This is a genomic window from Heyndrickxia coagulans 36D1 (assembly GCF_000169195.2).
Lineage (GTDB): Bacteria > Bacillota > Bacilli > Bacillales > Bacillaceae_C > Weizmannia > Weizmannia faecalis.
Genome location: NC_016023.1, coordinates 2,128,169 through 2,141,141, shown reverse-complemented (window position 1 = coordinate 2,141,141; position 12,973 = coordinate 2,128,169). Strand labels below are relative to the sequence as shown.

The 12,973-nt window shown below is 46.3% G+C and carries 10 protein-coding genes, 1 tRNA gene and 1 riboswitch; of the genes, 6 read left to right on the top strand and 5 right to left on the bottom strand.

Features of this window, described 5'->3' with window-relative positions; all coding sequences use genetic code 11:
- Positions 1 to 41 precede the first annotated feature (41 nt).
- A complete protein-coding gene (locus tag BCOA_RS27215; RefSeq protein WP_014097218.1) occupies positions 42 to 731 on the bottom strand; it encodes an N-acetylmuramoyl-L-alanine amidase family protein in 690 nt (229 codons plus the stop codon).
- Positions 732 to 1,309: 578 nt separating this feature from the next.
- On the opposite strand from BCOA_RS27215, the gene BCOA_RS27210 reads away from it, so the two are divergent.
- A tRNA-Arg gene (locus BCOA_RS27210) sits at positions 1,310 to 1,382 on the top strand.
- Positions 1,383 to 2,269: 887 nt separating this feature from the next.
- On the opposite strand, the gene BCOA_RS27205 is transcribed toward BCOA_RS27210, so the two are convergent.
- The gene (locus BCOA_RS27205; RefSeq protein WP_014097217.1) at positions 2,270 to 3,805 is read right to left on the bottom strand and encodes a response regulator transcription factor; all 1,536 of its coding nucleotides are present in this window, start codon (positions 3,803 to 3,805) and stop codon (positions 2,270 to 2,272) included.
- A 286-nt stretch (positions 3,806 to 4,091) separates the two neighbouring features.
- On the opposite strand from BCOA_RS27205, the gene BCOA_RS27200 reads away from it, so the two are divergent.
- The 3 genes from BCOA_RS27200 to BCOA_RS27190 are packed head-to-tail and all read left to right on the top strand — an operon-like array spanning position 4,092 to position 6,068.
- Positions 4,092 to 4,700: a DUF6230 family protein gene (locus tag BCOA_RS27200; RefSeq protein WP_014097216.1), complete on the top strand. Its 609-nt coding sequence runs from the start codon at positions 4,092 to 4,094 to the stop codon at positions 4,698 to 4,700.
- A gap of 24 nt (positions 4,701 to 4,724) precedes the next feature.
- Positions 4,725 to 5,147 carry a DUF6114 domain-containing protein gene (locus tag BCOA_RS27195; protein ID WP_014097215.1) on the top strand — a complete coding sequence of 141 codons (423 nt, stop codon included), beginning with the start codon at positions 4,725 to 4,727 and terminating at the stop codon, positions 5,145 to 5,147.
- Between the two features lie 27 nt (positions 5,148 to 5,174).
- Entirely contained in the window at positions 5,175 to 6,068 is an 894-nt protein-coding gene (locus BCOA_RS27190) for a hypothetical protein (protein ID WP_258434556.1), read from the top strand.
- Positions 6,069 to 6,090: 22 nt separating this feature from the next.
- Here BCOA_RS27190 and BCOA_RS27185 read toward each other — a convergent pair whose 3' ends face one another.
- The gene (locus BCOA_RS27185) at positions 6,091 to 7,005 is read right to left on the bottom strand and encodes a DUF1002 domain-containing protein (protein ID WP_014097213.1); all 915 of its coding nucleotides are present in this window, start codon (positions 7,003 to 7,005) and stop codon (positions 6,091 to 6,093) included.
- Between the two features lie 335 nt (positions 7,006 to 7,340).
- On the opposite strand from BCOA_RS27185, the gene BCOA_RS27180 reads away from it, so the two are divergent.
- Positions 7,341 to 8,192: a MurR/RpiR family transcriptional regulator gene (locus BCOA_RS27180; RefSeq protein WP_014097212.1), complete on the top strand. Its 852-nt coding sequence runs from the start codon at positions 7,341 to 7,343 to the stop codon at positions 8,190 to 8,192.
- 155 nt (positions 8,193 to 8,347) lie between these two features.
- Here BCOA_RS27180 and BCOA_RS27175 read toward each other — a convergent pair whose 3' ends face one another.
- Positions 8,348 to 9,493, bottom strand: coding sequence for a metallophosphoesterase (locus BCOA_RS27175; protein ID WP_014097211.1), 1,146 nt, complete (start codon positions 9,491 to 9,493; stop codon positions 8,348 to 8,350).
- 226 nt (positions 9,494 to 9,719) lie between these two features.
- On the bottom strand, positions 9,720 to 11,021 hold the full coding sequence (locus BCOA_RS27170) for a cation:dicarboxylate symporter family transporter (protein ID WP_013860389.1): 1,302 nt from the start codon (positions 11,019 to 11,021) through the stop codon (positions 9,720 to 9,722).
- 205 nt (positions 11,022 to 11,226) lie between these two features.
- Positions 11,227 to 11,374, bottom strand: a riboswitch (cyclic di-AMP (ydaO/yuaA leader).
- Positions 11,375 to 11,601: 227 nt separating this feature from the next.
- On the opposite strand from BCOA_RS27170, the gene BCOA_RS27165 reads away from it, so the two are divergent.
- On the top strand, positions 11,602 to 12,222 hold the full coding sequence (locus BCOA_RS27165; protein ID WP_013860391.1) for a histidine phosphatase family protein: 621 nt from the start codon (positions 11,602 to 11,604) through the stop codon (positions 12,220 to 12,222).
- Positions 12,223 to 12,973: the final 751 nt, after the last annotated feature.

Below are 12,973 nucleotides of genomic sequence, written 5' to 3'. Positions count from 1 at the left end.
AGGTGTTTCAGACAAAAAACGGGTAAAGGCCGCTTGTACGGCTACTTTACCCGTAATCTTTCCCCCACACGGATGGTATAATCATCATCCAGATTATTCCATTTCTTTATTTCTTTGATGGTCGAACCGTATTCTTTGCTTAAAGCGTAAACGGTATCCCCCTTAACGACTTTATGATACGTTGCACCGCTTTTCTTTTTGAGCTCGAAAGCTTTTGCCAGCCCATTGACATGCCCCTGTGCCACTTCTTCAATCCAGCTGTTTTTCTTCATTTTTTTCGCATCACTTGCTGTGTCAATAAAGCCGTTTTCGGTAAGGAGCGCAGGCATGATCGATTCCCTGAGCACATGAAAATCGGCCGTTTTTCTGCCCCTGTCTTTTAAATCATTCAGCTTCACCACTTCCTGGTGGATGGTTTTCTGGTAGGTTGCCGTAGCAGAGCCTGATTCTGGATAAATATAGCTCTCAAAACCCGTTCCATTTCCTGAATTGATATGAATGGAAAGAAAAAAAGTGGCGCCCCAGCTGTTGGCGGCATCCGTCCGCTCTTCCAAAGAAACAAATTTGTCCGTCGTCCGCGACATTTTTACCGAAACATTTTGGTAATGGTTTGTTAAAATGTCCTGAATCTGTTTGGCAATCTCCAAAGTGATGTCTTTTTCCTCTAGCCCGTTTCCCTCAGCGCCCGGGTCTTTTCCACCATGTCCCGGATCAAGAAACAGTTTAAACAAATACTTCACCCCTTTCCAATCATGCTCAATTTCCACATATCTTTTTTAAAGTTAAATGGTTACTTTCCTGTCCTGTTTTTTGTACAAATGGAAACCATCCGTTTTGCCGGCAGCCGGAATGGCAAGCGGCCGGCAAAATTTTACCGGACATCCGGCAAGTTGAGGCGACAGGGGCAGATTGCAAATACGGGTCAATACTTCGGTAGAAAAACCTTTATCTCACGCAGAGAACCAAATCTCTATCCTATCGTATGTAAAGCATGTGCCATTTGTGACAGGTTGTCCGCCTGTTTTGGTCCGTAAGCGTTTTAAGGAAGAATTTGGATATTGGGAAATAGAATTGTTTCTTTAAGTGTTTTGGCAGTTGAAGCGGGAAGAACCATGTTTTTTCGGAAAAGCGTATGTGTAAAATATTTTACTCGAAGGATCAGGCGAGTGAAAAAAATGGGAAGGCACTCTATCATCTAAATGTACACTTTGAGACAAACATCTAGAGAGCGGTCTACAGGGGTATTGACACAAAACGACAGATTCACTATAATATTTAAGGTGACATCGAACGGATATTAGCAATTTACGGCTCCGTAGCTCAGTGGATAGAGCGTCGGTTTCCTAAACCGTGCGTCGGAGGTTCGAGTCCTCTCGGGGCCGCTTAACAGCAACGCCCGCAGACCTTTAATAGCAAGGGTTTGCGGGCGTTTTGCATTTCTTCTGTGCAAAATCCGTACAAAATTATTTTGTTTCTGCAAAAGTGAGTGCCTTAACATTTGTGGGTGCGGGAGAATTCTTTCGGCGAAAAAATCTTTAAAAAATCCCATTATTTCCGTTTCCTTCTTATTTGTCAGAGAATCAGCCCATTTTCACTAAAATTCCCGCCACTGAGCTAAGCATGATCCGGATTCAGCGCCGTGATAAACATTTCGAAGAGAAATTGTGTGAAGAGAGCCAGCTGTATTGAGTAGAAAAAAGAGCAGGCCGAAACCTGCTCTTGCAGGCGTTCTTCTAAAAAAGATTTAACGAAAATAGGGGGGTATTTTTTGTTGTTAAACTTAAACACTTAATCGAAAACCTTTTTACGCCTGCATAACAAATTATAAGAAAATTGATTTATTTTGTCTAGATCTCCCATTTTTTTGGGAGACTTTTATTTTGTCAAATTTACAGCCCCCGCAAATTCGGGGGCTTTGAACTTTGCAGCAGACTCTAGGATGTAAAAGTATTTTACCCGGACTTCGATCATTTTACACACAATTTTTTACCTACGTAGGATTTGCTGTATAAGCAAAATCCCCAAATTTGGCATGGATGCTGACCGCTTTGGCAAAAATTTTTACAACAACTCCAGGGAAAAGCTAGCACTCGAAAACCGACTCAACGTATTAAGAAGACAAAATTACACATTTTCGCAAATGGATTCTTCTATACTTTGAGACAGGGCTTGCTGACAAATTGGGTACAAACTCAAAATCGGATTCGTTCAGCAAGCCCTCATGACTTCGCCTTTTAAAAAAAGTGCATAACGGAGGAAAATGGCGAGTTCAATGAATCAGCCCAAGCCGCATTGCTTTTACAGCGGCTTCCGTCCGGTTTCTAGCGTGAAGCCGCTTCATCAGGCTTGAGACATAATCCCGGACCGTATACTCGCTCAAATGCAGCATTTCCGCTGCTTCCGTCGTCGAGGCCCCGTCCGCCAAGAGCTGCAAAATATGGATTTCCCGGGCGGACAGCTGGACGAGTTCCGGCTGCTTTTCGTCCCACTGGTTCGCTTTTAAAAACTTGGCCAGCAGTTCACCTGCGCTCTGACCGAATTTCAACAGCGCCGTAAATGTGCTGCTGTCCACTTCAAAAAACTTCCCCGGCCCCTGGTCCAAAATGGCACCGCCAATTAACACCCCTTCTGACGGCACATAAATCGGGGCAACCACGACCGATTCCAGCTCAAACTCCTTCACATACTGCATCGGAAACTCTTCTGACGCTTTTGGGATATACAGCGGCTGGAAATGCTGTACCATATTTACCTGCTGCCCCTTCCCCAGCAATATTTTGGAAATGGAAGGGAAACGGTCGATCGTCTCCTTTATATTCCGGATTGCCGTATTGTTAAAATGGTAGCCGAACAGGCCGAATCCCGCGGCATCGCTCTGCGAATAACGGAACAGGGCACAGCGCTCAAACGGCAAATATTGTGCGTAACCAAAAGCGATGTTTTGGATCGCTTCATTTAAATCCTGGGAGCGCATAATCCATTCGTTAAATAAAATGACTGCATCTTTCCACTGGTCGCCCGCATATACTTTTCCGTTTCGTTCCTCCTCCATCTGCAACAAATGCATCGCATAGGTTAAAAACGGGATTGTGGCCGAAACATCCTGGTCGCTCATACAAAAAATCAACGTCTCGTTTTTCCACGGAACCGGAAACACATCCCGCCTTTCATCCGGTTTCCGGCGCGGCGTCCGCTTCAGCAGCGCTTCCGACAGCCAAAACCATGAAGGATCCGTCCGTTCAAACAGCCCGCTGTCAATCGCGTTCTCCTCCATCCCGATCACTTTCTTCAGCCGGTACCCCCCATCCACATGGCTGACCCTTGCAATCCACTCGATTCTGAGCTGCTCGGATTTGGTTAGCTGCTCACAAAATGAATCCATTTGAAAAGTTTCCTGTTTGGAAATGAGCAGCATTTCTTCGCAGATTTTCGAAAACAGGTACTGGACGGAAGGATGCAAATGAAAAGACCGGGTCGTGCTTTCTTTTATGGCTTTATGAACAGAGTTTTCAATCAGTGTTAAAATAAAGATGAGAACATGCGGTTCCGGCGGGCGGTGGAATTCCTTCACCCATTGCGACCGGATATCGTCAATCAGCGTCTCAACCGATTGCTGGCCGGAACGGAAAAAGGCGACAAAACAATTGAAAGCGAATTCAAAAGCATCCGCACTGCCTTTATGTGTTTCTCTCAAATACTGCAAAATTCCCGTACATTCCGCAATAATTTGCTGCTGGTGCGAGCGCAAAAGGTCCACTCCATGTTTCATGACCATGTCCATATGCGCATTTAACGACAGCGACACCTTTCTCCCTCCTTTGTCTAACCCCTTACCGGTCTTTTTCCCTATAATATTATCATAATCATGCCTGGTTGGCGCGCAAAAAAACATACCGGCTTTCCGACACGATATTTGTAGGCCATAAGCCATTGAATTCCCTACAATAATAGGAATATATTTTTTTGTCCAAAATGAATAAAATAAAGAAAAATGTAAGCGATATCATTTGGAAAGGAGGGGATTTTTCACCTAAATATTTTAGCGTACCATCTTTTTTAAATGATCAAGTTTTAAAGGGGAGGATTGTTACATGAACGAAGGGGCATTAGTCTTACAAGGACAAGGGAGAACTTCAAAAAAATGGTTTTTTACCGCTCTGCTTTCAGGCCTTATTTTTTTGGGGGGACTTTTAGCTGTACTCGGCATTAACGGGGTTGCCGTTGCAGCAACTGTCGGCGGCATTGGCAAATTCAATGTTTCATTCAAACAAATGCAAGGTACCGGGTTTAAATTATACGGGAGTTTATACGGGGATCCATCCAAAGGGGAGGACCATGTCAAACCGGTCTTTGTCAATGAAATTGATAAAGTGACGATCCAGGACTTGGTTATTTCAAAAGATGTTAAGATTCCGGTTCTTGGCGATTACCAGGTGAAAATTACGGCGGGCGACGGAAACACACCTGTACACCTTAATGGGCTGATTCAAAAAGCTGCGCTTGTCCAGGGGGATGCAGTCTTCACCAATATGAATATTTCGGAAAATTATGTCACTGCCGATGACCCTCAAGCTGCTTCAAAGGCTTTTACACAAGGGGCAGATACTTTAACGATCAAAAACGGCAGCCTGGATACACATTACCTATTCCAAAAAGTCGCAAATCTTCCGAACCTAAAAGTGCAGTTTGTCAAAAAATAGGCTTTTCTTCAAGGAGTGATCATAATGGGCAAGTTCCATATGTTCCGCATGAAATTTAGAAACTGGAGAAGAAGCCGGCCATTCTGGGGGGCAACGTTTACGTTGCTCTCCGGGATGATCATTTTATATGTGCCGGTCCAACTTCTTGAAATTGCAGCCGCGCCCGGTAGCATGGTGTCGATCGGCCTTATTTTCGGCGGCTTGATTTTTCTGATCGGCGGAATGGGTTATTTTTTCCCGAAGTTTAATATGGTGTTCGGCATTTTGGCCATTTTCCTGTCTGTCCTTTCCATCATGGGGGCGATGGGCGGATTTTTCATTGGAACCCTGCTCGGTATCATCGGCGGGTCTTTATCTGTTTCATGGCGGGTGATCAGGCAGGAGGAAGTGCTGGCTAGTGTTGGGCCGATGGAAGAAATTGCCGCAGGGAGTGCAGAAGAAAGATAAAGACTATACACAGAAATGGTGAGGCAAGTGAAGAAAACAAAATCTTTCCTATTGACAGCCGTATTTATTGCATTTAATTTTTGCTTTTTTACAAACATTTCAGTGGCTGAATCCCCCGCAACAGACGGCTTCATCATTGAAGCAGACCGCGTGGAAGGCGTGATGCTTCCGCCCGGGATTACAGCAGGCGATACAGCAACGAAACAAAATCAGGTCATGCTCCGCCTGCAGTATGCGGATGTTACCATTTACGGACTGAAAATCACAAAAGTGCTGCAAACGCCCGGGGGACCGGTGACAATCCATATGAATGCTCCCGGCCCGATCCAATTGAAAAATATGAAGGCCGATGCTACAAAGGTGGACTTTGGCAGCATTTACGTCCCGGAAAAAGCCGGACAAATCGGCATGAAAAACGTCCGCCTTGTTGCCCATCAACAGCTTGCCGACAATGCGGATCTGCCGGGCCTTGACCTTTCGATGGAAACCGGCGCAGCCAATTTTGACACTTCCGGTTCCGATGAAGAAACGTTGCGAAAACAGGCCGATCAGCTGACACAACTGCTTAAGGGCGGTACTCCTGAACAAAACAAGGAAGAAAAAAATGGCAAGTCTGATACGGCTGATAAAGCGAAGGCTGACACGCAGGATAAAGCGAAAACAGAAACACAGGATACAAAAAAACAGCACGATGCGAAAACGGATGGCAAGGTTACGGATCAAAATAAAAATAAAAAATCAGAAAACGCGGATGATACAAAAACGAAGAATGCTGAGGAAACAAAATCGGACAACACTGGCACAAAACCTGCTTCCGGCCAGGGAACGGAACAGAATGGCACCCCTGCAAAAACTGCCCCCGGCCAAAGCAGCACAGATAAAAATGTTCAACAAAAAGAAGGCAGCAGCGCCGGAAATTAGGGGCGCACTGCCTTCTTTGCCATTATTGGAATAATCCCCGGATCGCGTCAAAGATGTTTTGGAAAAAGTCTTTTACGCTTTGCCAAAAACCCTTGTCTCCGGCTGCTTTATTGATCTTATCGCTCAGTTTGTCCGACAAGGAACTCAATTCGCTCTTGACCGAGTCAAAATTGATGTTAAGCTTGCGCATCTGGTCAAATAAATCATACAGCAGCTGGCGGTCAGAATCGCTCAAATTGATGTTTAAATCCTTCAATTTATCATCGACGATTTTTTCAATATCTTCTTTTGTTGCCGGATGCTGGTCCGCAATTTCCTGCTTAATTTCCGTAAGAAGCTGGGTCACTTTGTCATTGCTTAACCCTTCCTTTTTCGCCAGATCCGTTGCGACACTCAGTTCCTGGCTGGCCACTTCCGTCCGGTCTGAATCAAGTTTGTCCCCGGATTTACTTGAATCGTCGTAAGCTTTATAAATACCGACAAGCGCTGAATGGCCGGTTACTTTGAGCGGGGAAGCCACTTCCACTTCCGCATTTTTAATCCCGGCAGTGAGCAGCGCATTTTTATACATATCCGCTGTCACTTCTGTAATATTCTCCGGTGTGACAATATTCACCTGGACACCGCCGGAATCCGTTCTTGTAATTTTTGCGGATGAGTACATATTCGAATTGCGGTTGCCGTCAGGAATGTAATGGACAAGATCATCACCGGTTACGGTAATCTCTTCCACATTGTTTGCATCGTCCACGCCAAGTTCCTTTTCCACCTCTGCCTTTTGCGAGGCAGAAAGCGCCGCACCGGTTACAACGATCGGTTTCCCGTATTTTTCATCGATCACTGTACTATTATCGCCAGATGCTTTTGCCACCCCGTTCATGCTGAATCCAAGCGCAATCATAGCGATGAACCAAATCAAGCCCAATCTTTTTAGCATTCTTTTTACGCCTCCTTTTTTGAAATGTTGCGGGCTTTCCGCCTGCCATTTCAAAAGATGCCTGCAAATCAGCCCATCGTGATGCATCATTTTTATTATACACGATTGCACCGTCCGTTTTCCCTAAAAATATGATGAGAAAACCCGGGCCTGGTGCGGGGGGATGCAACTGGATTGATTTTTCAGCGGCAGCAAAAGTATCGCCGGTTGCCCCGTTTGCTGGCAAGAGCGAAGAAAACTTGACCCATTCCTTTTATGGCAGCGGTTTCAAAAAAGGAAGATTTTATACTAAAATAAAAACAGAAGGTACGACACAACAAGAAAGGTGTTTGAAGATGGGCACACAATTGCAGTCATTCCCGTGTCTTCATAGAATTCAAACGATGTACAGCGAATTTAGCGCAAAAGAACGGAAAATTGCAGACTACATCCTTGAGAACCCGCAGCGTTTGGTCCACAGCACGATCAACCAGGTGGCGGATCAGTTGCTTGTTGCCGATGCGACGGTATTCCGGTTTTGCAAGCGCATCGGTTTCAGCGGATTTCAGGCGTTGAAGATTGCGCTCGCTGCGGAAGCCGCCCGCCCCGGGAAAAATATGGACGAAGCAGTGAAAGATACCGACAATGAAAAAGCAGTTGCCATAAAAGTGTTTGAATCCAATATCGAGACCTTGCAGGATACGATCCATACATTGAACCAAAAACATTTGCATGAGGCCGTTGAATGGATTTGCCGTGCGAAGCATATTGTGTTTTACGGCTGCGGAAGTGCGTCCGTTATTGCCCTTGACGCCCTCGAAAAATTTTTGCAGACGGATTTGGCTGTCACGGCTTATACGGACCCCCATCTGCAGCTGTTGAGCGCGGCAAGATGCACCAAAGAAGATGTGGCGGTTTTCATTTCTCACGCGGGCGCGGACAAAGAGATGCTGAAGTTGCTCCAGGCCGTTCAGAAAACCGGGGCGAAAACGATCGCGATCACGCAATTTGCAAAATCGCCGCTAAGCCAGAAAGCCGATGTCCCTTTATTTACAGTTTCACAAGAAGCAGATTTCCGCTTTTCTTCCTTTTCCGCGCGGATCGTACAGCTTAGCCTCATCGACACCCTGTATGTCAATGTCATGCTGAGATATAAAGATACGAACGAAGAAATTTTACAAAAAGGAAAAGAAACGTACACCGTATGACAGCGCCCCGTTTCCCGGCAAACGGAGCCTGCACGCCCGTTATAATTTTCGCCGCAAATTGTAGAACGCCACGGCTGGAACCCGGTGATGTTAAAATTTGCCCCCTTTTTCCTTCACTTAAATACCCATGCCGCAACAATGGCGGCATGGGCAAATTAGTTTCGGCTATATAAAGTAAACTTGGATCCCAGTACGTTTTTTTGCAGTTCGGCGGTCATCCGGACAATATCCGGATCCGGCCTGACAATGGATTTTGCCTGCTGATTGTGGGTGGCATATACCGGTTTCGCCTCGGATTGCGCCTCCGTCATTTCCCACTTCTCTCCCTTTTTTTCCAAAGTGAGACTGATCACACCGAGATGGCTCCCCCACTTGCCGGGCATCACCGCAGGCACGCCATTGATCGTCCCTTTCCGGATATCGACACCGGGAACGCCTGCAAAAAATTCGCTTGGGAACACCCTGTGCTGATGCCCGAACAGAATGGCATCAATCCCTTTTACCTCGCTTAATAAATATACGGCATCCCCTGTATAAAACGGTTGTTTTGCAGCCGGATCCACACCGCAATGGGCGAGCGCGATGATCAGGTCGGCTCCTTCCGCCTTCATTCTCGGGACAAACCAGGCAGCCGTATGCAGGATGTCCTTTGCTTTGACTTTGCCGCCAAGGCTCGGTTTTTCCCATTCAATGACAGAAGGCGTGACAAACCCGATGACCCCGATTTTCAAATGATGAGAATGCCCGTGCCGGTCTTCCACTTTTTTATTCAAAATCACATAGGGTTTAAAAAAATTTTGGTCATCTGTATCATTTTTTTCGAAATTATAGTATATATTGGCATTCACAAACGGAAACTTTGCTCCGCTGATCGTCTGTTTCAAAAAATCAAGTCCGTAATGAAAATCATGGTTGCCCACGGTCGCCGCATCGTAATTTAAATGGTTCATCACACGAATAAACGGGTGAATTTCCCCCTTTTTTAACGGGCGCCGGGCAGCATAAGCAGCCATTTCACTCCCTTCGAGCAAGTCCCCGTCATCAAACAGCATCGTATTTTTTGCCGCTTTCCTCTCCGCCGCAATGAGTGAAGCCGTGAGGGCAAGCCCGTAAGTCTCCGCCTCAGTGCGCGCGGCATAATCGTAATTCAGCATATAGCCGTGCAAATCCGATGTCTCCAGCAAACGCAAATCGACAGTGGCCCGTTTCGGCTGAAACCAAAAAGCCGCATCCGCATGTTCCGTCCGGGGAAAAAGAGCGAGGGACAGTACCGCTGCCCACAGCAGCATTTTTTTGCCCATCTTTATCCCTCCAAAAATCAATACATGCTGTGAATAGTTTGTGCCCCGGGGTGCTCATTATTGCAGCCCGGCCGGTAACAATCCTTGGAAACAGAGGCACAATTTTTTCCGGGCACATGTAAAAAGGGCACACTGCCGGTGTTCTTTCAACGGGCAGAACGTTCGAAAACAAAAAAGGCGCGCTGCCTTGTTCCGGCAACGCACCTTCTTTAACTTTATGCTCATCTTAAGATTCCGTTACATATTTGTGATCTTTGGAATCGTGCCCGCCGCCGCTGATTTCGGCAAGGTACGCTTCTCCTTTTTCTTTATCATATTTTCCTTCCCATTTTGACACAATAATGGTTGCAAGCGTATTGCCAACGACATTGCAGACTGTTCTTGCCATATCTAGAATACGGTCAATCCCCGCAATAAATGCCAGGCCTTCAATCGGAATGCCGACCGTTCCCAGCGTCGCCAAAAGCACGACGAATGAAACTCCCGGAACACCGGCGATGCCTTTTGACGTGACCATCAGCACGAGCACCAGGGAAATTTGCGCACCGATGGACATATGAATCCCGTACATTTGCGCGATAAACAGCGCCGCCAGCGACTGGTACAAGGTCGAGCCGTCCAGGTTGAAGGAGTACCCGGTCGGAATAACCAGTGTGGTGATCGATTTCGGGCAACCGAATTTTTCCATTTTTTCCATGAGCCTTGGCAGCACCGCTTCTGAGCTTGCAGTGGAATAGGCAAGGATCAATTCGTCTTTCAGGATCTTGAAGAGTTTGAAAATATTTACACGGAAAAGCCAGCCAATCAGGCCAAGCACGACAACCACAAAGAAAATAATCGTGCCGTAAACCGTGAAAACAAGCTTGCTCAGCGGGATCAATGACTTGAGGCCGAATTGCGCAACCGTTACGCCAATAAGGCCGAATACACCGATCGGGGCCACTTTCATGACCAAATTGGTGACATAAAACATCGCTTCACTGACACCCTGGAAAAAGCGGAGCACCGGTTTTCCTTTTTCCCCGATGGCTGCCACCCCGATCCCGAACATGACAGAGAAGAAAATGATTGGAAGCATGTTCCCTTGTGAAAGGGATTCAAACAAGTTCGTCGGCACAATATTTAAGATCGTATCGACTATGCCATTGTGCTGCGTCTCTTTCGTTGTTTCCACATAACTGCTGATCGATGTTTTTGCCAGCGAACCCATATCCACCCCTGTACCCGGATGGAACAAGTTTCCGGCCAGCAACCCGACTACAATTGCAATGGTCGTGACAATTTCAAAATAGATTAATGCTTTCAGGCCGAGCTTTCCAACCTGCTTCATATCTCCTGCACCGGCAACACCGACAATCAGGCTTGAAACGACAATCGGGATCACAATCATTTTAATCAAGCGCAAAAAGAAATCGCCAAACGGCTGGAGAATATGGGCCACGGTGTCATTTCCGTGAAAAATGCCGCCGATCGCAATACCGAGAATCAGGCCGATAAAAATCTGCCAGGCTAAACTCACTCTTTTCATGTAGGTCCCTCCCAGATGCCAATATTTTTTCAAAAAGCGCAGTACGCAAGCTGCATACCGGATTGTTTGTAAAACTCAAATTGCAGATACCACCGGTTTCCGGATTTCCATGTGGAAACCGAATTTGCGGATGAAAAAAAAACCACGAAAGAGAGAAATTCCTTCGCAGCATTTTTGCTTAAAAGGCGTGTCCAAAAAACACACGCAGTTCTCTCCAGACGCTTACGAGGTTAGCTGACGGATTAGGGAATAAAGAGTTTCCCTACCTTTCAATGAAAGGTTTCACCCCTGGTGCCCAAAGCACCCGTTGGTTCCCCCGTTTACATAAACATGTAATTGAGCGATGATATGAAGTTTTTAAAAAATAAAAAACAACTCATCCTTCTCCAATGTTTTAGCGTCCTTTGCCATTATATAATATTTTAATATAATATAGCAAATAAATTTTTTATAGCGAAGGGCGGGACGCATTCGCGTTGCATAGCCGGCATCAATTTGCTGGTCATCCGCGGGAGATAGCATTCCACGCTTCAATTTGCTAAAATAAAACCAGTTGATACTTTGTGAAAAGAGGTACATTATGACACTTTTTTATTTTGTGCGCCATGGCCAGACAGAATGGAACGCCGACCGGAACAGATATTGCGGGAGAAGCGATATCGGTTTGTCTGAGACCGGCGTGCGGCAGGCGAAACTGGCGGCAGGATTTTTAAAGGACATTCCGTTTGATGCGGTTTACGCATCAACATTGGGCCGTGCTGTCCGTACGGCAGAAATTCTCGTGAAGGGGCGGAATTTGGAAATACACCAGGATCCGCGTCTTGTCGAAACGGACTTCGGTGCCTGGGAAGGAGAACGGCAGGAAGACTTTTCCGTAAACTATGCGGATAATTGGGAGGCATGGCTACAAGATCCGGGCGCGACACATGCGGGTTATACGGGGGAAACGGCCGTCCAGGTCTATAACCGTGTCCGTGCCTGTATCAATGAGCTGGTGGAAAAACATCCGGAGGAAACCGTCCTTGTTGTGGCCCACAGCATGGCAATCCGCTTTTTCGTCGCCGGAACACTGGAAGTCCCGTTTAAAAATTACCGGATGATCCCGCAAGACAACACGGGCATTACAATTTACAAAGAGGCACCGGAAAACGCCGGATTTCTGGCCATTAATCTAAATACGCATTTATATGCAATAAAATGAGGGTTAGACATTTTCAGAATAACGATTGCCCATTGCTACAGGAACCCAGCCCATGCCGATTGAATAACGGAACCGGCATGGGCTGGGTTATTTGAAAATGAACGTAAGCCATGATGCGTTTTTATAATTTGTTTCATCAAAAATCCCTGACAAAGTTGGTGCATGAACCCGTAGGAAATGGAAATTTTACAAAGGCATGCAGCTGCCCTGCCTGCTTGAGGGGTTGCGATCTCTGGTCTCGGCAAGAAGACTGTCCCCTTTGCCCGGACTCCTCTTTGCACGCAAAAGCTGGTTCATTGGCAAGCCAGAAGCGGATTTGTTCATCAACAATGTGGATTTGAATGGCGGGGATTCTACAAAGGCATGCAGCTGCCCTGCCTGCTTGAGGGGTTGCTGTGCCTGGATTTGGCAAGGAAACTGGCCGCTTTGCCCGGACTCCTCTTTGCACGCGAAAGCTGGTTCATGGCAAGCCAGAAACGGATTTGTTCATCAACAATGTGGATTAATGAAGATGGAATGGCAGGGATCATTGGCCCGCCATTTTTATATGAAATCGTTTATAATTTGAAAAAGGGTTAAAACCGCACCGTTTTCATGCTAAACTGGAAGGGAGACTGTAAAAATAGAGCCTGGAGACCGTATTACTCTTACTTTGAATTTGGGAACTGCAAGTAAGAATCATGAGAAAATAGGGGGGTATTTTTTGCTGAAGCTCTATTTTCTTCGTGTCTCCGGCTCTTTGTCAACTTTG